This is a genomic window from Actinotalea alkalitolerans (assembly GCF_023369855.1).
GTDB lineage: Bacteria > Actinomycetota > Actinomycetes > Actinomycetales > Cellulomonadaceae > Actinotalea.
Genome location: NZ_JAMBPP010000007.1, coordinates 36454 through 57100 on the forward strand (window position 1 = coordinate 36454; position 20647 = coordinate 57100).

Genomic DNA, 20647 nt, shown 5'->3' on the forward strand with positions numbered 1-20647 from the left:
GCAGGGAATGCCGGGATAGGGCACACTGTTGTCCGAGAAGGCGTGCATCCTGCATGCCTCTACGTCGTGGAGCACCGGCGGGAATCCCCCGCGAAAGCCGCCGCGAGCCCCGACCCATCCACCGCCGGAAAGGCGATGTCACCATGTCCAGCTTCACTTCTCTCGGCGTGCCCGAGAACCTTGCCCGCTCCCTCGCAGGAGCCGGCATCACCGCCCCCTTCCCCATCCAGACCGCGACCCTGCCGGACACCCTGGCCGGCCGCGACGTCCTCGGCCGCGGTCGTACGGGGTCGGGCAAGACGCTCGCCTTCTCGCTGCCGATGGTCGTCCGCCTCACCGCCGGGCGCACCCCGCAGGAGATCACCTCGGCCCGACGGGCGCGTCGTCCGCGCGGACTGGTCCTCGCCCCGACCCGTGAGCTCGCGACCCAGATCGCCGCGACGCTCGAGCCCCTGGCCACGGTCGCCGGGCTGCGCGTGACCACGATCTTCGGTGGTGTCTCGCAGCACCGCCAGGAGGTCGCGCTCGCGGCCGGTGTCGACATCGTCGTCGCCTGCCCGGGCCGGCTCGAGGACCTGCTCAAGCAGAAGGTCCTCACCCTGGACGGCATCGAGATCACCGTCCTGGACGAGGCCGACCACATGGCCGACCTGGGCTTCCTGCCCGGTGTGCGCCGGATCATGACCGCGACCCCGGCCAAGGGCCAGCGCCTGCTCTTCTCGGCCACCCTCGACAAGGGCGTGGACCAGCTCGTGCAGCGCTTCCTCGACCGGCCCAGCACCCACTCGGTGGACTCGGCCGAGTCGCCCGTCGCGGCGATGACCCACCACGTCTTCACCGTGGACGGGGCCGAGACCAAGCGTGCGGTCGTCCAGCACCTCGCCTCGGGCACCGGCCGCCGGCTGCTCTTCACGCGGACCAAGCACCAGGCCAAGAAGCTCGCCAAGCAGCTCACCGCCGCGGGGATCCCTGCGGTGGACCTGCACGGCAACCTGAGCCAGAACGCCCGCGAGCGCAATCTCGACGCCTTCTCGACCGGGGGTGTCCGGGTCCTGGTGGCCACCGACATCGCCGCGCGCGGCATCCACGTCGACGAGATCGAGCTGGTCGTGCACGTCGACCCGCCGGCCGAGCACAAGGCCTACCTGCACCGCTCGGGTCGGACGGCCCGTGCCGGGTCGGGCGGTGACGTGGTGACGCTGGTGCTCCCCGAGGAGACTGGCGACATGCGAACGCTGACCCGCCTGGCGAAGATCTCGGCCCGTCCCCAGTCGGTCCGTGCCGGCGCCCCGGCCCTCGAGGCCCTCGTCGGTGAGCTGGCCCCCGTGGTCGCCCCGACCGCACCCCCCGTCTCGGTGCGCACCAGCAGCGGCTCGGGCGGCGGGTCTCGCGGGCGCGGGCCGTCCCGGTCGGCCGGGTCGGGCCGTGCCGCCGGTGCGGGCCGTGCCACGGCAGGTGCCGGACAGGCCGGGGAGTCGTCCTCGGCGGGGGGTGGGCGTCGTCGGCGCACCGCGGCCGCGCCGGCCGCGAGCAGCTCGCAGGGCCGTAGCGGGATCTCGCAGTTCCCCGCGCAGGGTGGCGGGGCCGCACCGCGGCGCAGCGGCGCGGTCGAGATGTCGCGTGGCGGTGGCGCGGGGCGTCGCCGTGGGCACTGAGCCCTCACCCGATCAGTCGTCGCCGGTCCCTGACCGGTCCACGGGCGAGCGTGCGCGTCACCGGATGCCGGTGCGGCGCGCGCTCGCCCGCGCGATGTTCCGGGTCAGCGGCTGGCGCAAGGTCGGCACGCTGCCGCGCACGGGCATCTTCGTCGGCGCACCGCACACCTCGAACTGGGACTTCGTCCTGACCCTGATGGTGCTGTGGGCCGACGACGTGCCGCCCAGGGTGCTGGTCAAGCGCGAGGCCTTCCGCGGCCCGCTGGCGTGGTTCTTCGCCTCGCTCGGCGCGATCCCCACGGATCGCCGTGGCGGCGCGGGCCTCGTGCGGAGCCTGATCCACGAGGCAGGCGCGTCCGAGGGCTTCGTCCTGGTCCTGGCGGCCGAGGGCACCCGGGCGCGGACCGACCACTGGAAGTCGGGGTTCTACCGCATCGCCCTGGAGACGGGTCTGCCGCTGACCCTGGGCTTCATCGACGGGCCGACCCGGACCACGGGCAGCGGCGACACCTTCGTGGTGACGGGTGACGTCCGGGCCGACATGGACCGCATCCGTGCCTTCTACGCCGACAAGCGCGGCGTGCGCCCCGAACGGGTCAGCACCCCGCGGCTGCGTGAGGAGGACGTGCTCGACGGTGAGCCGCTCACGGACCCGTCCGGCCCGCCTCAGGACCCGCAGGACGACACCCCGCCCCGGTGAGGGTGCGTCACCCGGGGATGAGGACCAGCACGGGGTCGGTGGTGGGCTGCGGCGAGCCCCCGGCGGGCTCGACGGACACCGCCAGGCCGTCACCCGGCAGGTAGCCCTCCTCGGCGAGGGCCTGCACCGTGCCGTCGCGCACGTCGAGCAGGCCCGCGGGGACGGGGACGCCGTCGCGCATCGCCCAGAGCTGGTAGACGAGGTCGCCGTCCAGGGCGGGCAGCCCTTCGGCGAGCAGCACGGCGCCCTCGGCGCCGAGCACCGCGACGGCCTCGCCGCCACCGGTCGCCTCTCCCCGCAGCACGACGCTCGCCGGGTCGGTCAGCAGGTCGCTCAGCTGCTCGGCGCGGATCTCGGCCTGCACGGCCCGCTCGTGCTGCTGGATCGCGACGGCTCCCGGCACGGCCAGGGCGGCCACGACGGCTGCGGCGATCCCGAACCGGGTGAGCCTGCGGCGCCGTTCACGACGCTCGCGCAGGTCGTCCCGGACCGCAGGACCCTCGTCCGGCACCGGTACCGGCACCGCTCCTGCGGGCAGGTCGCGACCGGTCTGCGGGGTCCTGGCGACCTCGGCCAGGACCGTGGCACGCAGGGACGCGGGCGGCTCGGCGCTCGTGGCCGCGCCCAGCTCGGCCGCGACGGCCTGCAGCGTGGCGAGCTCACGCGCGGCGGCCTCGTCCTGGACGACGAGCCGCTCGACCGCGCGCCGCTCGATGTCGTCCACGGCGTCCAGGGCGTACGCGCCGAGCAGGTCGCGGACCTCGTCGTCGGTCATGCCGCCACCCCCAGGCAGTCGCGCAGCCGGAGCAGCCCGTCGCGGATGCGGCTCTTGACGGTCGGCAGGGGGGCGGCGAGCTCCTCGGAGACCTCGCGGTAGGTGCGGCCCCCGTAGTAGGCCAGCACGACGGCGTCACGCTGGGTGGCGGTCAGGCTGGCCAGGCACTGGCGCACCCGTCGGTGTTCCATGGTGTCCTCGACCTCCTCCGCGACGACGTCGAACGGGGCGTGGTGCTCACCGTCCAGGTTCCGTTGGTCCCGGTCCCGCTGGGCCTGGACCGACCGCACCCGGTCGACCGCCCTGCGGTGCGCGAGGGTCACGGCCCAGGTGCGGACCGATCCGCGGTCACGGTCGAACCGGGCCGCGGTGCGCCACACCTCGAGCATGACCTCCTGGGTGACCTCGGCCGCGTGGTCGGGGTCCCTCAGCACCCTCCGCGCGGTGCCGTGCACCGCGGGGGAGAGCAGGTCGTAGAGCTGGGCGAAGGCCTGCTGGTCTCCCTGGGCGACCGCCGTCATCAGCTCCTCCGGCGTCGGGGCCGGGGGCCCGTCCGAGGACGGGGGTACGGCCGCGGTGCCGCGGGGGGAGCTCGCCACGTCGCTCAGTCTGCCCCAGACCGGGCCGACCCGCGGGCCGGCCCGGTCCGGGACGGCGCCGACCCGACGGGCCGGCGCCGTCCGCAGGGCGACGGGTGGGGCTCAGCCGACCAGTGCCGCCTTGAGCGAGTCGATCGCCCCGGCGAGGGTCTCGACGTGGTGGGTGAGCGACTCGGCGACCGCGTCGGCCGGGAGCTCGCCACCGCTGACCTCCTCGAAGAAGGCACCGGCCTGCGGGCGGTAGCCGTCCAGGTTGCGCAGGGCGTCACTCATCCCCTCGGTGTCCTCGCCGGCCGCGGCGACCGCGTAGTCGACGAAGTAGCCGATGTGCTCGCGCCACAGGTCGAGGAACGCGGCGCCGTTCTCCTCACCCGCGAGGGAGGCGACGGCCTCCGACAGGGCGACCGAGTTCTCGTCGAGCACCGCGGCGGCAGCGGCGAAGGCCTCCGACTCCGGGCCGCCCTCGGCGGTGTACGCGGTGAACACCGCGATCGAGGCCAGGTAGACGTGCTCCTGGGTGAGCTCGGTCAGGCCTGCCCGCAGGGTCGAGGCCGGGTCCGCCGGGTCGCCCTCGAGGTCCAGCGCGGCGTCGAGGCCACCGGCGATGGTCGCGCCGGCCTCGCCGACGTGCGCCGCGGCCGTCTGGAGCTTGGCGTAGGCGGTCGGGTCACCCGCGGCGAGGGCGTCGATCGCCGCGGTCAGCGTGGTGATGTGCATCCCGAGGGACTCGCTGATCGCCGCGGCCGGCAGGTTGCCGGCGCTGATGTCCTCGAAGAACAGGCCCGCCTGCGAGGTGTAGCCCTGCAGGTTCATCACCGCCTCGTCGGTGCCGGCGGTGTCGCCGCCCGCCTCGGCGACGGCGTAGTCGACGAAGAAGCCGACGTGCTCGCGCCACAGGGTCAGGAAGGCGTCGCCGTTCTCGTCACCGGCGAGCGAGGCGATGGCCTCGGAGAGGTCGACCGAGTTGCCGTCCAGGGACGCGGCAGCGGCCTCGAACTCGCCCGAGTCGGGCCCGGCCGTGTATGCGGTCGCCACGGCGATCCCGGCGAGGTAGACGTGCTCCTGGAGCAGCGCGGTCAGCCCGGACCTCAGGTCCGCGGCAGCCGAGTCCACCTGGCCCTCGGTGCCGGTCGCTGCGACCAGACCGGTCGCCAGCACGAGCGCGGTCTCGGGCATGTGGGCGGCGGCGGTGCGCGCGTCGGCGAACGGGTCACCGGTGCCCATCGGCATCAGGGTCGGCATCTCCATGTCGGTGCCGGACTCCTCGGGGGTCGTGTCCTGGGTCGCGGCCGGCGGTGCCTCGGGTGTGGTGTCGGCCGAGCAGGACGTCAGTGCCAGTGCTGCGGCGACGGCGGCGACGACGGCGGCGGTGTGCCTACGGGTGGGACGCATGGTTGCTCCTCGTGCTTCGGTTCGGGCGATGTCGCAGGAGGTTCGGAGCGGTCTGCTGCCCGGATGGGTCGGGTCTCGCCCGATCCGCCGGACGGCCCGTGGCGGGTCCGGTGGGCCGATGCGCGGCCGGTGGCGCAGCGGACGTAGTGTCGGTCGGGTGCAGGGGCACGGCGGATCGGAGGAGCCATGACGTACGAGGTGAGCAAGTCCCAGGAGCAGTGGCGCGCAGAGCTGTCGCCCGAGGAGTTCGCGGTGCTGCGCCAGGCGGGCACCGAACGGCCGTGGACGGGTGAGCTGCTCGAGGAGCAGCGGGTGGGCACCTATGCGTGCCGGGCCTGCGGCGCCGAGCTCTTCCAGGCCGAGACGAAGTTCGACTCCCACTGCGGGTGGCCCAGCTTCTACGCTCCGCGTGAGCAGGACGCGGTCGAGCTCATCGAGGACCGCAGCCTGGGCATGGTGCGCACCGAGGTGCGCTGCGCGCGCTGCGGCTCGCACCTGGGCCACCTGTTCGACGACGCGCCGCAGACGCCGACCGGTGACCGGTACTGCATGAACTCGGTGTCACTGACCTTCGCCGCACAGGAGGGTGCCTCCTGATGGTCGAGGGACGACGACCCCGACGCCCGGCGATGCTCGACCCACGTGCGGCCGACGAGCTCCCCGGCGATGTCGACCCTGCGCTGCGCTCGGAGGTCGCGCACACCACGGCCAACGCGATCGTCCACCAGGGTCGCGCCGCGGAGGACCCCGAGGTCGTCGAGCGCCTGGTGCGTCTGGTCGAGGCCGAGGGGCTGGACACCGTCGCGAGCATGTGGGCGGACAGCCCTCCGACGACGCTCCCGGGTGCGTTGTGGCGTCTGTACGTGCTGCGCGAGTGGGTGCGGCGCGATCCCCGCACCATCGCCGAGCGGTACCGGATGGGGGTGTCGGTGGCCCAGGTGCACGACGTCGTCGCGGGGGTCGCGAGCCCTCCCGGGCCGAGCGACGTCTCCCGGGTCGTCGACGCGGTGCTGTCAGGGGTCTTCGCGGGTGACCTGGCGGTCACCCTGGAGCGTGGCGCGGCCTTCTGCCGGGTGCTCGCCACGGGGGCTGCGCACGACGCCGACTTCGTCGAGGGCACCGACACCGATCTCGCGCACCGGATGACCCGTGGCGCCTCAGGGCTGGTGCGGACCGCGGAGGAGCTCGAGGTCGCGGCCGGGCTGTGGCGCGCGGGGCGCCTGGACTGAGCCGCGGCGGGGCGTATTCCACCCGACGCCGTGAGGGTCCTCACCCTGTGCACGGGTACCGCGGAGTGGTCGGCTGGGTAAAATAGAGCCTGACGCCGGGTCGCGGCAGCCCCGGGCTCCACACAAAGCCGCTTCGAGCGGCCCTCGCGCCGACAGGCGCTCCCGGCCCGGCGTCATCAACACCCCCCGCGGACGATCGACGAGGGCGGGCGGTGTCGTTCCACGGCCACCACGCGGGCCGACGTCCCCCGGCCCGACACGTGGCTGACCAGCACCTCGCCGGTCCGCAGGTACGGGTCCTTGCCGGGCAGGGCTCCCGCCGTCCAGCGCCGGGTGGCGTCCCCGACCGCGTCCATCACCGAGGGCAGCACGGGTCGGTGCGTCGAGACCGCGGCGTCCCGCGGTCGCTGGATCAGCTCGTTCACGAGCTCCGCGGCACGTTCCGGCTCCTCGTCGTGGGCGGCCTCGGTCAGCTCGTCGACCAGCTCGGCCACCAGACCCGCGCGCTTGGCGTAGGGCTCGACGGTCCGCAGGCACCGCTCCCACGGGCTGGTGAGCACCTCGCGCACGCCGAAGGCGGCCAGCACCGGCACCAGCGCCTCGGCCTGGGAGACGCCCTTGGGGGTCAACGGCCGGGTGGCCTCGCCGCGCGACCACGCCGATCGCCGTCGGGCACGGCCGTGGCGGACGACGACGAGCGGCCGGGTGTCCAGCCGGCCGCGGTCCCATGCCTGACGCAGGAGGTCCAGCGGGAGCCGGTCGGTGCGCTGGGTCAGCATCTGCTCGGCCGTCGCGACCCCGACCCACACCACCTCGTCGATCTCGTCGAGGCCTGCGGTCTGGACCGGGGTGCGTGCGCTCATCGCCGGGGCGTCGTCCTCCTCGGTGGCGCGCGCCGCCCAGTAGTGCACCTGCTTGATGCGTCCGTCGGCGAGCGCGTAGCGCCGACCTGGCAGCGGGATGCCCAGGACGACCGGCATCCCGGTCTCCTCCTCGACCTCACGGACCGCCGCTGCGGGGACGGACTCGGCCGGGTCGAGCTTGCCCTTGGGCCACGACCAGTCCTTGTAGCGCGGGCGGTGGACCAGGACGACCTCGAGCCGGCCGTCGCGCTCGCGCCACAGGAGGGCCCCCGCCGCGTGGACGACGGCTGACGGGGCTGATCGCACGGTCACCGTGAGCGGGCTGGACGACGGCGCTGACGCGTGATCAGCAGCTCCTGCAGGTCGACCAGCGGCTGCCCCTCGTCGTCGAGGTGGTGCCGCGTCCAGGATCCGTCGGCGTCCAGGTGCCACGAGGCCGTCCCCGGGTCCATCGACACGTCGAGCAGCTCGACCAGCTCCGCGATGTGGTCGGGGTCGCCGATGCGGATCAGCGTCTCGACGCGTCGGTCGAGGTTGCGGTGCATGAGGTCCGCGGAGCCGATGAGGACCTCGGGCTCCTGACCCCCGTTGGCGAAGGCGAACACGCGGGCGTGCTCGAGGAACCGTCCCAGGATCGAGCGCACCCGGATCGTCTCGCTCAGATCGGGCACCCCGGGCCGCACCGCGCAGATGCCGCGGATCACCAGGTCGACCGGCACCCCGGCCTGCGAGGCCCGGTAGAGAGCGTCGATGGTGGCCTCGTCGACCACAGAGTTGACCTTGAACTTGATCCACGCGGGCTTGCCGGCCTGGTGGGCCTCGACCTCGCGCTCGATCCGGTCGATCAGGCCCGAGCGCACCGAGCGGGGGGCCACCAGCAGGCGGTGGAACCGGGTCTTGGGCGCGTAGCCGGAGAGCTGGTTGAACAGCCGCGTGAGGTCCTGGCCGACGTCCGTGTCGCAGGTCAGCAGACCGTAGTCCTCGTACAGCCGTGCGGTCTTGGGGTTGTAGTTGCCCGTGCCGACGTGGCAGTAGCGGCGCAGCCCGTCGCTCTCCTGGCGCACCACGAGGGACAGCTTGCAGTGCGTCTTGAGCCCGACGATGCCGTAGACGACGTGGACGCCGGCCTGCTCGAGCTTGCGCGCCCACGAGATGTTGGCCTGCTCGTCGAACCGCGCCTTGATCTCGACCAGGGCCAGCACCTGCTTGCCGGCCTCGGCGGCGTCGATCAGCGAGTCCACGATGGGGGAGTCCCCCGACGTGCGGTAGAGGGTCTGCTTGATGGCCAGGACGTCGGGGTCCGCGGCGGCCTGGGCCAGGAAGGTCTGCACCGAGGTCGCGAACGAGTCGTACGGGTGGTGCAGCAGGATGTCGCGGCGTCGGATCGCGGCGAAGATGTTCGTGGGGTTGGCGCTCTCGACCTCGGCGAGGTGGCGGTGGGTGCCTCCCACGAACCGCGGGTAGTGCAGGTCCTGCCGGTCCAGGTCGGCGATGAGGTTCAGACCCGTGAGGTCGAGCGGGGCGGGGAGCTCGTAGACCTCGGAGGCGTCGACGCCGAGCTCGCGCACGAGCAGCTCACGCACCCGGGGGGCGATGTCCGAGGCGAGCTCGAGGCGCACCGGAGGACCGAACCGTCGGCGCAGCAGCTCCTTCTCCATGGCCTGGAGGATGTTCTCGGCGTCGTCCTCCTCGACCTCGACGTCCTCGTTGCGGGTCACCCGGAACGAGTGGTGGTCCACGACCTCCATCCCCGGGAACAGCGTGTCGAGGTGCACCGCGATGATGTCCTCGAGCGGGACGAAGGAGGTCGGGCCCTTCTCGGGGTCGGCGGTCTGGGTGCTCGGTGCGCTCGGACGGCCGCGTGCGTCGACGGCGATGAAGCGCGGCAGCAGCGGCGGGACCTTGACCCGCGCGAAGTGCTCCTTGCCGGTCGACGGGTTGAGCACCACGACCGCGAGGTTGAGCGACAGGCCGGAGATGTAGGGGAACGGGTGCGCGGGGTCGACGGCCAGCGGCGTCAGCACCGGGAAGATCTGCTTGCGGAAGAACTTGTGCAGGCGCTCCTGCTCGGCCAGGGACAGGTCGTCCCAGTGCGACAGGGTGATGCCCTCGGTGGCCAGGGCCGGCTGCACCGAGTCGGTGAAGACCAGGGAGTGACGGGTCATCAGCTCCTGGGCGCGGGCGTCGATGGCCTCGAGCACCTGCCGGGGGCTCATCCCCGACGCAGCGGTGACCGCCATGCCGGTGGCCATGCGCCGCTTCAGTCCCGCCACCCGGACCATGAAGAACTCGTCGAGGTTCGAGGCGAAGATCGCCAGGTACCGCACCCGCTCGAGCAACGGCAGTGAGGCGTCCTCGGCGAGCTCGAGGACCCGCTCGTTGAACGCCAGCCAGTCGAGCTCGCGGTCGATGAAGCGGTCGTCGGGCAGCGGGGCGGGCTCGCTCGGCTCGGCGGTCGACGCCGGACCCGAGACCGCTGGGGTGGTCGCGGTGTCGTCGGTCGCTTCCCCGGGGGTGCCGGCGGCGGCGGAGCTCGAGGTGCCCTCTGGCTGCGTCGCCCCGCCCCGGCGCGTCGTGCCGTTGCGCTGCGCGGTGCTGGTCCGCTCCGTGCTGGTCTGCTCCACGGTGGCGTGGTCGGAGGAGTCGTCCCGGGTGCCGGTGCCGCCGGTGGGCGCGCTGGCGCCACCGCCGGTGCGGGAACGGGCCTGGGGCTGCGCTGTCATGCCGCCCATCGTCGCATCACCGGATGCCCTGTGTGCAGGTGCCCGCGGAGGTCTGTCGACCGTGGGCCTGGCGGTCCCGTCGGTCGGGAGGCGTCAGCTGTACTGGACGTCCACGCGCGACCTGCGGAACCCCGCGCGCGTGTAGGTGCGGACGGCCGCGGTGTTCGAGGCCTCGGTGTACAGCATCGCCTCCCGCAGACCGAGCCGTCGCAGGTGGTCGACGGTCAGCGCGGTCAGCAGCCGGCCGAGCCCTGATCCCTGCGCCTGCGGGTCGACCCCGAGGGCGTAGAGCTCGCCGCTGTCGGACCCGGGCTCGACCTTCATCCAGGTCGAGGCGAGCACCGTCCCGGCGCGCTCGGCGAGCAGCAGGTCCCGGGGGTCGAACCAGGGCTCCCGCTGACGGGCCCGGAGGTCCTCCAGGGTCATCCGGCCCTGCTCGGGGTGGTCCGCGAAGGCCCGGGAGTTGACGTCGAGCCAGGCCTCCTCGTCGAGACCGGGCACGAACGGGCGGACGGTCACGCCGCCGGGCACCTCCGGGGTCTCGGTGCCGGAGGTCGAGGAGAGGTCGAGCGTCATCTGCCACAGCTCACGGGTCGGCACCAGGCCCGAGCGTGCGGCGAGGGCGCGCGCGCCGGGCAGGTCTCCGTGCGCCCAGACCGACGGACGGGGCGCGCCCCGCTGGGTGGCGAGCTCCCGCGCCGTGGCCAGCAGGCTCCGACCGAGGCCACGGCGCCGGGCCTCCGGGGCGACGACGAGCTCGATGGTCGCGCTGCCGGTCGCGACGGCTGAGAGATCGACCGAGGCGTACCCCAGGAGCCCGCTCCCGGGCGTGCGGGGCTCGGCCGTGCCGGGGCCGTCCGGAGAGGGCTCGCCGGTGCCGGGAGGGGCCAGGACGTGCCGGACGTCCGCCCCGGGTGCGGCGAGGTGGAGCAGGGTCTGCTCCCCGAGCGCCTCGATCCCGTCGTGCTCGCGCGCCCGGTCGGCCAGCAGCCGGACCGCCGTCCCGAGCTCGGGGGTCAGCGCGCCGTCGTGCACCTCAGGTCCGGGCATGCGTCCATCCCACCACGCCAGCGCCGCGGGCTCAGGTGCTGGTCGGCCGGTCCAGCCCGGACGCGATGAGGTCCATCACCGAGGAGTCGGCGAGGGTCGTGACGTCGCCCACGGTCCGGTGCTCGGCCACGTCGCGCAGCAGCCGTCGCATGATCTTGCCCGACCGGGTCTTGGGGAGCTCGGTGACCACCAGGATGGTGCGGGGCTTGGCGATCGGCCCGATCTCCTTGGCGACGTGCGCGCGCAGCGTCGTCGCGACGTCGGGCTGCGGGTCCGTCCCGGGCTCGGCCGGTTCGGCCACGCGGTCGAGCCACTCGGCCCGCAGGATGACGAACGCCACCACGGCCTGCCCGGTCGTCTCGTCGCTCGCCCCGACGACGGCCGCCTCGGCGACCATCGGGTGCGAGACGAGAGCCGACTCGATCTCGGCGGTCGAGAGCCGGTGGCCAGAGATGTTCATCACGTCGTCGACGCGACCGAGCAGCCAGATGTCGCCGTCGTCGTCCTTCCTCGCACCGTCCCCCGCGAAGTAGATGTCCGCGAACCGGGACCAGTAGGTGTCCCGGAAGCGTTGCTCGTCCCCCCAGATGCCGCGCAGCATCGCAGGCCACGGCTCGGTGAGGACCAGGTAGCCGCTCGCCCCGTCCGGGACGGGATGGCCCTCCTCGTCGACGACCTCGGCGGCGATGCCCGGCAGCGGGGTCTGCGCCGAGCCGGGCTTGGCCGCGGTCACCCCGGGCAGGGGCGAGATCATGATCGCTCCCGTCTCGGTCTGCCACCACGTGTCGACCACCGGGGTCCGGTCGCCACCGATGACCCGCCGGTACCAGGTCCACGCCTCGGGGTTGATCGGCTCACCCACGCTGCCGAGCACGCGCAGGCTCGACAGGTCGTGACCGGCGGGGATGTCCTCGCCCCACTTCATGCAGGTGCGGATCGCCGTCGGCGCCGTGTAGAGGATGGTGACGCCGTACCGGGCGACGAGCTCCCACCAGCGACCCTTGTGCGGGGTGTCGGGCGTGCCCTCGTAGACGAGCTGGGTCGCGCCGTTGAGCAGGGGCCCGTAGACCACGTAGCTGTGGCCGGTCACCCAGCCGACGTCGGCCGTGCACCAGTAGACGTCCGTCTCGGCCTTGAGGTCGAAGACGTTGAGGTGGGTGAACGCCGTCTGGGTCAGGTAGCCACCCGTGGTGTGGAAGATGCCCTTGGGCTTCCCGGTGGTCCCCGAGGTGTAGAGGATGAACAGCGGGTGCTCGGCCTCCACCGCGACCGGGGTGTGCTGGTCCGAGGCCGCTGCCAGCGCCTCGTGCCACCACACGTCGCGGCCCTCCGACCACGCGACGTCCTGCCCGGTGCGCCGCACCACCAGGACCTTGCGGACCGTGGTCGTGGTGCCCGACGGCGGGTCGACCGGGCCCAGGGCGTCCGAGGTCGCCCCGAGGGCCTCGTCGACCGCGGGCTTGAGGGCGCTCGCGGAGCCGCGCCGGTAGCCGCCGTCGGCCGTGATGACCAGGACGGCCGAGGCGTCGTCGATCCGGGAGCGCAGGGCCTCGGCCGAGAACCCACCGAAGACCACCGAGTGCACAGCGCCGATCCGGGCGCAGGCCAGCATCGCGATGACGGCCTCGGGGATCATCGGCAGGTAGATCGCGACCCGGTCGCCGGTCCTCACCCCCAGGTCGAGCAGCACGTTCGCGGCTCGGGAGACCTCCTGCTGGAGCTCGGCGTAGGTGATCCGCCGGGTGTCGCCCGGCTCCCCCTCGAAGAGCAGGGCGACCCGGTCACCGTTCCCGGCCTCGACGTGGCGGTCGACCGCGTTGTAGCAGGCGTTGAGCGTGCCGTCGGCGAACCAGCGGGCCACCGGGGCCCCGGACCAGTCCAGGACCTCGCTGAACGGGCTGTCCCAGGTGAGCAGCTCGCGGGCCTGCTCGCCCCAGAACCCCAGCCGGTCGGCGGCCGCCCACGAGTACAGCTCGGCGTGCGCGTTGGCCTGGGCCGCGAACTCGACCGTCGGTGGGAAGGCGGGGCTCGCGGTGCTCAGGCTCTCGAGCGGTGTGCTCTGGGCGTCGTCAGTCACAGTTCCTCCGGGCGCAGCAGCGGTGGTGCGGTCGGTCAGGCCGGGCGTGCCGGTCTGCTCGGATCGTAGACGCACGGCGACGTGACCGGGACGTTCGTCCGTCGACAGCCGGGCGTCGGCGTGCCCGGCTCACCCCGTGGGGTCTCCCGCGGTGGTGTCGAGACGGGCCTGCTCGGACCGGGCGGCGTGGGCCGTAGCGACCGCCTGGGCCCATCGGCGGCCGGCGCGGCGGGCGAAGGCGGTGGCCAGCCCCGCGCCGAGCAGCAGCAGGCCGGTCACCAGGAGCTGCCCGCTCATGGCTCCGGCGGCGAGCTCGTCGACGGCCGCCGGGACGCTCCGTCCGTCCGAGAGCTGGTCGACCACGGACTCCATCGTTCCCGGGACCACGAGGTAGGCGACCCCCAGGGCCACCCCCCAGACGAGCCCACCGGTGATCGGGACCGCGGGAGACCAGACGCCCAGGAGCACCACGGCGAGCAGCAGCACGGCGCCCACCACGAGCAGGGTCGCGCCCAGGACGTCGGTGTCCGTCCCGGTGCCGGCAGCATCCGACAGCCGGGCCGTGCCGATCCCGACCAGGAGCACGGCGACCGGGGTCAGGACGAGCCCGAGGAGGACACCCAGGACGTGCCGCACCACCCCGGGCCTGGACGGTGGTTCGGGGACCTCGCGCCGCGTGGTGCGCCGCGCCTCGCGACGGTCGGCGGGCGGCGGGCTGGTCTCGGGCGCAGGGATGCTCCCGGGAGGTGCCGTGGGCTGGGCCGGGGGGTCGGAGGCAGGCGGGGCCGGCGCCGTGGGTGGAGCGACCGGCGCGGACCCACCCTCGGGGGGTGCGGAGGCGGCCGCCGGGGCCGGCCGGTCGTCGCCCGTGGCCGCGGGAGGTGCGGGCGGGTAGGGGCGAGGGGCCGCGTGCTGCCCGGTGGTCGGGGCCGTGGTCTCGCGGTCGGGCTCGTTGTCGGGCTGCACCGGAGTGGACATCTCGGCTCCTGTCGCTGGGGTGGTCCGCCACAACGTAGCGCCCGCCCTCCGGGGCCGCGCGGGGTGACCGGTGCGTGCCGGGCGGTTCGCCACCCGGATCCCGGCAGTTCACCACCCGTCGCGCCGTGACAAAGGTCCCCCGCAGACGGCGATATGTGTCGAGACCATTGTGTAACGAACAGGCCCACCTCGGCCGTACCTGGGAAGGCATCTGATGAACCTGCTCGACCGCAGCCGCACGATCGCGCCTGCCGGCTACAACCGGTGGCTGGTCCCGCCAGCAGCCCTGGCCGTCCACCTCTCCATCGGGCAGGTGTACGCGTTCAGCGTCTTCAAGAACCCGCTCATCGACCGCTTCGAGTCGAGCCACACCTCGATCGCCATCATCTTCTCGATCGCGATCGTCATGCTCGGTCTCTCGGCCGCCTTCGGCGGCAAGTGGATGGAGCGCAACGGGCCGCGCAAGGCGATGGCGCTGTCCGCGACCTTCTGGGTCTCGGGCTTCCTGGTCGCCTCGCTCGGGGTCTCGCTGGGTCAGCTGTGGATCGTCTACCTCGGCTACGGCTTCCTGGGCGGGATCGGCCTCGGCATCGGGTACATCTCCCCGGTGTCGACCCTGATCAAGTGGTTCCCCGACCGTCCGGGCCTCGCGACGGGCCTGGCCATCATGGGCTTCGGTGGTGGCGCGATGGTCGCCTCGCCGCTGACCGCCCGGCTGCTCGACACCTACGCCGCGACACCGGCCGAGGCGATCGTCCCGACCATGCTGACCCTGGCCGCGATCTACGCGGTGCTGATGACGGCCGGCGCCGTGGTCATCCGGGTGCCTGCCCCGGGCTGGAAGCCCGAGGGGTGGATCCCTTCGGTCAAGAAGAAGTCGATGCAGACGCACGCCGACGTGTCGGCGACCAAGGCGATCCGCACCCCGCAGTTCTACCTGCTGTGGATCGTCCTGTTCGCCAACGTGACCGCAGGCATCGGGATCCTCGAGCAGGCCTCGCCGATGATCCAGGACTTCTTCACCTCGGTGACCCCGGCCACCGCCGCGGGCTTCGTGGGCATGCTCTCCCTGGCGAACATGGCCGGCCGGTTCGGGTGGTCCACGTTGTCGGACAAGCTGGGTCGCAAGCGCACCTACATGATGTACCTCGGTGTCGGTGCCCTGCTCTACGGGTCGCTCGCGGCCTTCGGCGGCAGTGCGATCGCCCTGTTCGTGACGCTCACCTTCTTCATCGTGAGCTTCTACGGCGGCGGCTTCGCGACCATCCCGGCGTACCTCAAGGACCTCTTCGGCGTCCTGGAGGTCGGCGCGATCCACGGCCGCCTGCTGACCGCCTGGTCGGCCGCCGGCATCGCTGGTCCGCTGATCGTCAACGGCATCGCCGACTCGCTCAGCGCACGTGGGGTCGAGGGCGCGGCCATGTACCTGCCGTCGCTGATCGTCATGTCCTGCATCCTGGTGGTCGGTTTCATCGCGAACATGCTGGTGCGGCCGGTCCACGAGCGGTTCCACGAGGTCGTCGTCCCACCCCACCAGACGGTGCCCGACCCGGCCGTCGCCGACCAGTCCCTCCCCGACCAGCCTCTGGTCGCGGCCGCCACGAAGGAGTCCTGAGATGGCCCCGTCCCTGAAGACCGAGGCGGCGCAGCCCGGACCGGTCACACCTGCGGCCCCGGCCGGTGTCGTCATCCGCGGGATGGCGATGGGTCTGTGGCTGGTCGTCGGAACCCTGCTCGGGTACGGCGTGCTGCAGACCGCCCTGAAGGCCACCGCGCTGTTCGGCGGCTGAGCCAGAGACCTTCGCCGAGGGGCGCGCGGAATGGCCGCGCCCACCACGTCGTTGCGCTGCCGTGACCTCCCGCATCCTCGAACCCCTGACCCTGCGCGGCACCACGCTGCGCAACCGCATCTGGCTCGCCCCGATGTGCCAGTACTCGGCTGTCGACGGCATGCCGTCCGACTGGCACCTGGTGCACCTGGGTGCCCGGGCCTCGGGAGGCTTCGGCCTGGTCCTGACCGAGGCGACAGCCGTGCTCCCGGAGGGGCGCATCTCCCCTCAGGACACCGGGATCTGGGACGACGAGCAGCAGCGCGCCTGGTCGAGGATCGTCGACTTCGTCCACGACCAGGGCGCGCACATCGGCATCCAGCTCGCCCACGCGGGCCGCAAGGCGTCGACCTCCCGGCCGTGGGAAGCGACCCAGGGGACGGTCGCCCCGCAGGACGGCGGGTGGGAGCCGCTGGCTCCCTCGCCGATCCCCTTCGAGGGCTACGTCACGCCCCAGGAGCTGACCGCGGCGCAGATCGGTGCGGTGGTCGAGGCCTTCGTCGAGGCCACCCGCAGATCGCACCTCGCCGGGTTCGACGTCGTCGAGGTGCACGCAGCGCACGGCTACCTGCTGCACCAGTTCCTCTCGCCGTTGTCCAACCGCCGGACCGACGGGTACGGCGGTTCCCTGGCCAACCGGTCGCGGCTCCTGCTCGAGGTGGTGACCGCGGTCCGCGAGGAGTGGCCGCAGGACAAGCCGCTCCTGGTGCGGGTCTCGGCCACGGACTGGGCGCCGGACGGCGTGAGCGTCCAGGACGTCACCGAGGTCGCCTCATGGCTCGCCGGGCTCGGCGTGGATCTGGTCGACGTGTCGTCAGGAGGCAACGCGCCCGCGGACATCCCCGTCGGCCCCGGCTACCAGGTCCCGCTCGCACGCGCGGTCCGCGCCGGGGGCGGCATCCCGGTCGCGGCCGTGGGACTGATCACGACGGCCGAGCAGGCCGAGCAGGTGCTGGTCGACGGTGCCGCGGACGCGGTGCTGATCGGGCGGGCGGCCCTGCGCGACCCCATGTGGCCCCTGCGCGCCGCCCACGAGCTCCGTGCGCCGGTCGCCGCAGGCTCCGGGGTGTCGTGGCCCCCGCAGTACGCGCGCGGAGCGTGGCGCTGAGTCGTCGCGCTCGGCACCCGGTGCTGACCGGTCGTGGTCAGACGCCGGTCGCCCGCGCTGCCTGCTCCACGGCGGTCGCCACCCGGGTCGTGACCTCGGGGTTGAAGACGCTCGGGACGATGTAGGTCGGGTTGAGCTCGTCCTCCGACACGACCGCCGCGAGCGCCTGGGCGGCTGCGAGCAGCAACGTCGTGGTGACCCGGTGGGACTGCGCGTCCAGGAGCCCGCGGAACACCCCGGGGAAGGCCAGCACGTTGTTGATCTGGTTGGCGAAGTCCGACCGGCCGGTGCCGACGATCGCCGCGTGCGGAGCGGCGTCGTCGGGGTCGACCTCGGGCCGCGGGTTGGCCATCGCGAAGACGATCGACCGCGGCGCCATGGTCGCGATGTCCGCTCCGGTGAGGATGTCGGGCGCCGAGAGCCCGATGAAGACGTCGGCCCCGGCCAGTGCGGTCCGTAGCGACCCGGTCTCGCCGCGGGGGTTGGTGTTCTCGGCCGTCCAGCGCAGCGACGGGTCGAGCCCGACCCGGCCGGTGTGCACCACTCCCTCGACGTCCGCGACCACCACGTCGCGCGCCCCGGCGGCCAGCAGCAGCTTGAGCACCGCTGTGCCTGCCGCGCCCGCTCCCGACATCACGATCCGGACCGAGCCGAGCTGCTTGTCGACCACCTTGAGCGCGTTGGTGAGCGCGGCGAGGGCCACGATCGCGGTGCCGTGCTGGTCGTCGTGGAAGACCGGGATGTCCAGGCGCTCGCGCAGGCGACGCTCGATCTCGAAGCACCGCGGCGCGGAGATGTCCTCGAGGTTGATCCCCGCGAAGACCGGCGCGATGGCGCACACGGTCTCGACGATCTGGTCGACGTCGGTGGTGTCCAGCGCGATCGGGAAGGCGTCGATGTCCGCGAAGCGCTTGAACAGCGCGGCCTTGCCCTCCATCACCGGGAGCGCGGCGAGCGGGCCGATGTCGCCGAGCCCGAGCACGGCCGTGCCGTCGGTGACCACCGCGATGGTGTTGCGCTTGATCGTCAGGTTGCGGGCATCGGCGGGGTGCGCGGCGATGGCCTCGCAGACCCGGGCGACCCCCGGGGTGTAGACCATCGACAGGTCGTCGCGGTTGCGGATCGGGACCTTGGACTCGATCGACAGCTTGCCGCCCAGGTGCATGAGGAAGGTGCGGTCGCTGACCCGTCCGACGCTCACGCCGGACATCTCCCGCAGCCGGTCGACGATCTCGTCGGCGTGCTCCTGACCGCGCGTCGCGCACGAGACGTCGACCACGATCTGCTCGTGGCCCGACCGTGTGATGTCGAGCGCGGTGACGATGCCCCCGGCGTGCTCGACGGTGGTCGTGAGCTCGCTGATCGCGGTCGGGCGGGCCTGGACCTCGAGGCGGACGGTGATGGAGGACGACACACTCGGCGCTGAGCTCATGGGACCCCATTGTGCAGGCCCCGGATCCGTGGACGGCGCAGGGCGGGAGCCCGGGGTCCGGCGGGGCACCGCCACTAGGGTTGGTCGGTGCCCGACCACCCGCTCCGACCGCTCACGGACCTGCCGGGTGTCGCCGACGCGGTCGCCCGGGCGCGCGCCGCCTGCGAGGCCCTGCGGTGGCACCGGGCCCTGCGACGGCAGTGGGCGGTCGTGCGTACCGAGGCGGGGGTGCGGTGCGCCCGGGCCGGTGCGGTCGTGGACGGGATCCGGGTGCCGCTGACCGTGGTGCGCGACGTCGCGCGCGGGGCCGACGACGCGGCGTCGGGCCCCGAGGGCAGGGCAGTGGTGGGGGCGTTGCGGGTCCAGGCCGAGGTCGAGCGGCTGATGCGTGCACCGGGGGCGACGGGTGTGCGGGGCGCGATGCCTTTCGGGCAGCTGGCGGCCAGGCTGCACGCCCTCGGCGTCGGGGAGGACGTCGGTGACGGGGTTCCGGGACGACCACGCTCCGGCGGGCAGCCGCTGGACCTGCGTGGTCTCGGGCCGGCCCCTGTCGCGGGCGAGCTGGACGCCCGGCTCGCGGCACTGGGTGCGTTGGCCGGCGCGCCGCTGCCACGGGAGGTGCCTGCCCTGGTCCTCTCCGCGGTGGTGCACGGGGAGATGCTCGCGCTGCGGCCGTTCACGCAGGGCAACGGGGTCGTGGCACGTGCCCTGTTCCGGCACCAGGTGACCACCGGCGGGGTGGACCCGGTGGGCGTGGTGGTCCCGGAGGCGGTGTGGGCGCAGGAGCCCAACGTCTACCTGTCGGCCGCGGCAGGCTTCGCCACGGGCTCGCCCGAGGGTGTCGCCCGCTGGCTGCGCTACTGCGCCGAGTCGGTGACGCAGGGGGCCGCGGAGGGCACCGCGATCGCTGACGCGGTCCTGGCGGGTTCGCTCACGGGTGCGGGGGGACCGGCGGGCGGGTGAGGGCCCACGCGAGCTCGGTGGGGCTCGCGGGCGGGTTGCTCGGGTGGCGCACGACAACGGCGCCCCCTGGGGGACGCCGTCACCGTCAGCACGGGTAGCGAGGTATCAGGCGTGCACATGACTGCCTTGAACGGGAACGCCCGTCCATGCAGGTCCGCTCGTGGACTGGTCGCGCGTGGGTTCTCGCTGCCCGCTGTGCTGTTGTGATTCCTTTGTACGCCTGTTACGACCCCAGGGGAAGGGACCAGAGGTCCCGGTGTGGCGGCCCGTGCTCAGCATCTCGCTGGGTGGATGGTGCGTCCCGACCGATGGACGCGCCCGTCACCGCCGGGACGGGCGACCCGGACGCCATCGAGCGGGTCAGGCCCGGGACCGGCGGCGGGCCAGGAGGATCCCTGCGGCCACCGCCGCCAGGACCACGAGCAGGGTGGGCACGGAGCGGCGCGGTGCCGGGAAGCGGGTGCGCAGGGCCACCGGGCGCTGGAAGGTCAGGACGTCCCAGCCCCTCTCGCCCGCCAGGCGGCGCAGCGCCCGGTCCGGGTTGACCACCGCGGCGATCCCCACGCTCGCGAGCAGCGGGACGTCGGTGACCGAGTCGGAGTAGGCGTAGCTCGCGTCGAGGTCGTATCCCTGCTCCTCGGCGAGGGCGCGCACCGCCGAGGCCTTGTGCTCGCCGTAGGCGTAGTAGGCGATCTCGCCGGTGTAGCGACCGTCCACGATCTCCATGCGGGAGGCGATGACGTGGTCCGCGCCCAGGAGCGCGGCGATGGGGGCGACGACCTCTGATCCTGAGGCCGAGACCACCACGACGTCGCGCCCCGCGGCGTGGTGCTCGTCGATGAGCGAGACGGCCTCGGCGTACACGGTCGGCTCGATGTGCAGGTGCAGCGTCTCGGCGACGATCGACGAGACCTGGGCGACGTCCCACCCGGCCACCATGGTCGACAGGTGGGCGCGCATCCGCTCGGTCTGGTCGGCGTCGGCGCGGCCCAGCAGGAACAGGAACTGCGCGTACGCGGTGCGCAGCACGTCCTTGCGGGTGATCAGGCCCCCGGCGTAGAAGGGGCGGGAGAAGGCTGTGACCGAGGACGTCGCGATGATCGTCTTGTCGAGGTCGAAGAACGCCGCTGCGCGTCCCGTGCCCACTCGTCCTCCCGGAGGTCGCCGTGCGCCCGTGCCGTGGCGCATGACGTCCGAGGCTATCGGCCGGCGTGCGGCGTCGGTGGGACGGGAGCCTGCACGTCTGTCCACAGGGACTCCTCGGGTCGGACGGA

The 20647-nt window shown here is 73.3% G+C and carries 18 protein-coding genes; 8 read left to right on the top strand and 10 right to left on the bottom strand.

All coding sequences use genetic code 11. From position 1 onward, the window contains the following. The first annotated feature begins 143 nt into the window (after positions 1-143). Complete coding sequence (locus tag M1R94_RS10065; RefSeq protein WP_249381565.1) at positions 144-1655, top strand: DEAD/DEAH box helicase; 1512 nt, start codon at positions 144-146, stop codon at positions 1653-1655. A 64-nt stretch (positions 1656-1719) separates the two neighbouring features. Next, positions 1720-2355, top strand: coding sequence for a 1-acyl-sn-glycerol-3-phosphate acyltransferase (locus M1R94_RS10070; protein ID WP_249381566.1), 636 nt, complete (start codon positions 1720-1722; stop codon positions 2353-2355). A 7-nt stretch (positions 2356-2362) separates the two neighbouring features. On the opposite strand, the gene M1R94_RS10075 is transcribed toward M1R94_RS10070, so the two are convergent. The 3 genes from M1R94_RS10075 to M1R94_RS10085 form a co-directional block, all read right to left on the bottom strand. After that, positions 2363-3130: an anti-sigma factor gene (locus M1R94_RS10075; protein ID WP_249381567.1), complete on the bottom strand. Its 768-nt coding sequence runs from the start codon at positions 3128-3130 to the stop codon at positions 2363-2365. Next, positions 3127-3729: an ECF RNA polymerase sigma factor SigK gene (gene sigK / locus M1R94_RS10080; RefSeq protein WP_308199898.1), complete on the bottom strand. Its 603-nt coding sequence runs from the start codon at positions 3727-3729 to the stop codon at positions 3127-3129. Before sigK ends, M1R94_RS10075 begins: the two co-directional genes overlap by 4 nt. Before the next feature lie 102 nt (positions 3730-3831). Beyond that, complete coding sequence (locus M1R94_RS10085; RefSeq protein WP_249381568.1) at positions 3832-5121, bottom strand: hypothetical protein; 1290 nt, start codon at positions 5119-5121, stop codon at positions 3832-3834. Positions 5122-5307: 186 nt separating this feature from the next. Here M1R94_RS10085 and msrB point away from each other — a divergent pair, with 186 nt between their 5' ends. Further along, positions 5308-5718 carry a peptide-methionine (R)-S-oxide reductase MsrB gene (msrB, locus tag M1R94_RS10090; RefSeq protein WP_249381569.1) on the top strand — a complete coding sequence of 137 codons (411 nt, stop codon included), beginning with the start codon at positions 5308-5310 and terminating at the stop codon, positions 5716-5718. Between the two features lie 32 nt (positions 5719-5750). Beyond that, positions 5751-6350, top strand: coding sequence for a hypothetical protein (locus M1R94_RS10095; protein ID WP_249381760.1), 600 nt, complete (start codon positions 5751-5753; stop codon positions 6348-6350). Between the two features lie 176 nt (positions 6351-6526). Here the strand turns inward: M1R94_RS10095 and M1R94_RS10100 are convergent, their stop codons facing one another. From M1R94_RS10100 to M1R94_RS10120, 5 genes are all read right to left on the bottom strand, one after another. Next, positions 6527-7525, bottom strand: coding sequence for an NUDIX hydrolase (locus M1R94_RS10100; RefSeq protein ID WP_308199899.1), 999 nt, complete (start codon positions 7523-7525; stop codon positions 6527-6529). After that, positions 7522-9936, bottom strand: coding sequence for an RNA degradosome polyphosphate kinase (locus M1R94_RS10105; protein WP_249381570.1), 2415 nt, complete (start codon positions 9934-9936; stop codon positions 7522-7524). Before M1R94_RS10105 ends, M1R94_RS10100 begins: the two co-directional genes overlap by 4 nt. A gap of 93 nt (positions 9937-10029) precedes the next feature. Beyond that, positions 10030-10986, bottom strand: coding sequence for a mycothiol synthase (gene mshD / locus M1R94_RS10110; protein WP_249381571.1), 957 nt, complete (start codon positions 10984-10986; stop codon positions 10030-10032). Positions 10987-11017: 31 nt separating this feature from the next. Then, the gene (gene acs, locus M1R94_RS10115; RefSeq protein WP_249381572.1) at positions 11018-13063 is read right to left on the bottom strand and encodes an acetate--CoA ligase; all 2046 of its coding nucleotides are present in this window, start codon (positions 13061-13063) and stop codon (positions 11018-11020) included. A gap of 129 nt (positions 13064-13192) precedes the next feature. Beyond that, positions 13193-14041, bottom strand: coding sequence for a hypothetical protein (locus tag M1R94_RS10120; RefSeq protein WP_249381775.1), 849 nt, complete (start codon positions 14039-14041; stop codon positions 13193-13195). 214 nt (positions 14042-14255) lie between these two features. Here M1R94_RS10120 and M1R94_RS10125 point away from each other — a divergent pair, with 214 nt between their 5' ends. The 3 genes from M1R94_RS10125 to M1R94_RS10135 all read left to right on the top strand — a co-directional run bounded on the left by M1R94_RS10125 (position 14256) and on the right by M1R94_RS10135 (position 16978). Next, entirely contained in the window at positions 14256-15656 is a 1401-nt protein-coding gene (locus M1R94_RS10125; protein ID WP_249381573.1) for an L-lactate MFS transporter, read from the top strand. A gap of 1 nt (position 15657) precedes the next feature. After that, positions 15658-15831 carry an MFS transporter small subunit gene (locus M1R94_RS10130; RefSeq protein ID WP_249381574.1) on the top strand — a complete coding sequence of 58 codons (174 nt, stop codon included), beginning with the start codon at positions 15658-15660 and terminating at the stop codon, positions 15829-15831. Between the two features lie 61 nt (positions 15832-15892). Further along, positions 15893-16978, top strand: a complete 1086-nt coding sequence (locus tag M1R94_RS10135; RefSeq protein WP_249381575.1) for an NADH:flavin oxidoreductase/NADH oxidase — start codon at positions 15893-15895, stop codon at positions 16976-16978. 37 nt (positions 16979-17015) lie between these two features. On the opposite strand, the gene M1R94_RS10140 is transcribed toward M1R94_RS10135, so the two are convergent. Next, positions 17016-18410, bottom strand: coding sequence for an NAD-dependent malic enzyme (locus tag M1R94_RS10140; protein ID WP_249381576.1), 1395 nt, complete (start codon positions 18408-18410; stop codon positions 17016-17018). An 87-nt stretch (positions 18411-18497) separates the two neighbouring features. On the opposite strand from M1R94_RS10140, the gene M1R94_RS10145 reads away from it, so the two are divergent. Further along, complete coding sequence (locus M1R94_RS10145; RefSeq protein ID WP_249381577.1) at positions 18498-19373, top strand: Fic family protein; 876 nt, start codon at positions 18498-18500, stop codon at positions 19371-19373. A gap of 360 nt (positions 19374-19733) precedes the next feature. On the opposite strand, the gene M1R94_RS10150 is transcribed toward M1R94_RS10145, so the two are convergent. Next, positions 19734-20561: an HAD family hydrolase gene (locus M1R94_RS10150; protein WP_374109458.1), complete on the bottom strand. Its 828-nt coding sequence runs from the start codon at positions 20559-20561 to the stop codon at positions 19734-19736. Positions 20562-20647: the final 86 nt, after the last annotated feature.

Coding starts and splice junctions, on each gene's coding strand:
- M1R94_RS10065 (WP_249381565.1), top strand. CDS start 144: ATGTCCAGCTTCACTTCTCTCGGCGTGCCCGAGAACCTTGCCCGCTCC.
- M1R94_RS10070 (WP_249381566.1), top strand. CDS start 1,720: ATGCCGGTGCGGCGCGCGCTCGCCCGCGCGATGTTCCGGGTCAGCGGC.
- M1R94_RS10075 (WP_249381567.1), bottom strand. CDS start 3,130: ATGACCGACGACGAGGTCCGCGACCTGCTCGGCGCGTACGCCCTGGAC.
- M1R94_RS10085 (WP_249381568.1), bottom strand. CDS start 5,121: ATGCGTCCCACCCGTAGGCACACCGCCGCCGTCGTCGCCGCCGTCGCC.
- msrB (WP_249381569.1), top strand. CDS start 5,308: ATGACGTACGAGGTGAGCAAGTCCCAGGAGCAGTGGCGCGCAGAGCTG.
- M1R94_RS10095 (WP_249381760.1), top strand. CDS start 5,751: ATGCTCGACCCACGTGCGGCCGACGAGCTCCCCGGCGATGTCGACCCT.
- M1R94_RS10105 (WP_249381570.1), bottom strand. CDS start 9,936: ATGACAGCGCAGCCCCAGGCCCGTTCCCGCACCGGCGGTGGCGCCAGC.
- mshD (WP_249381571.1), bottom strand. CDS start 10,986: ATGCCCGGACCTGAGGTGCACGACGGCGCGCTGACCCCCGAGCTCGGG.
- M1R94_RS10120 (WP_249381775.1), bottom strand. CDS start 14,041: ATGTCCACTCCGGTGCAGCCCGACAACGAGCCCGACCGCGAGACCACG.
- M1R94_RS10125 (WP_249381573.1), top strand. CDS start 14,256: ATGAACCTGCTCGACCGCAGCCGCACGATCGCGCCTGCCGGCTACAAC.
- M1R94_RS10130 (WP_249381574.1), top strand. CDS start 15,658: ATGGCCCCGTCCCTGAAGACCGAGGCGGCGCAGCCCGGACCGGTCACA.
- M1R94_RS10140 (WP_249381576.1), bottom strand. CDS start 18,410: ATGAGCTCAGCGCCGAGTGTGTCGTCCTCCATCACCGTCCGCCTCGAG.
- M1R94_RS10150 (WP_374109458.1), bottom strand. CDS start 20,561: ATGCGCCACGGCACGGGCGCACGGCGACCTCCGGGAGGACGAGTGGGC.